We start from the raw sequence: 214 nt of genomic DNA, 5'->3' as shown, positions 1-214 counted from the left end.
TTTGGGACGTTGAAGCTCGTATCGAGTTCAATGCGGTTGGTAAAGAAGCAAAAGTTTCATTAGCTGCTCCTCACACTCAATCTAATTACACACTTATTGGTGAGTCAGCTTCATCTCCAGGTTACGGCATCTCTTACTTGAACACCGAGTCAGGTCGTCGTGCAGAATGGTCTATTCGCCACGCTGATGGCCCGCAAACTATCTACTACAAGAC

The 214-nt window shown here is 46.3% G+C and carries 1 protein-coding gene; it reads left to right on the top strand.

What is annotated here, in order from left to right; all coding sequences use genetic code 11:
• The coding region (locus AB4512_RS25235) for a UUP1 family membrane protein (protein WP_372176201.1) at positions 1-214 on the top strand (214 nt) is incomplete at both ends.

The organism is Vibrio sp. 10N.222.52.B7 (assembly GCF_041474275.1).
GTDB classification, from domain to species: Bacteria; Pseudomonadota; Gammaproteobacteria; order Enterobacterales; family Vibrionaceae; genus Vibrio; species Vibrio crassostreae_C.
This window is presented reverse-complemented; position numbering and strand designations above follow the sequence as displayed.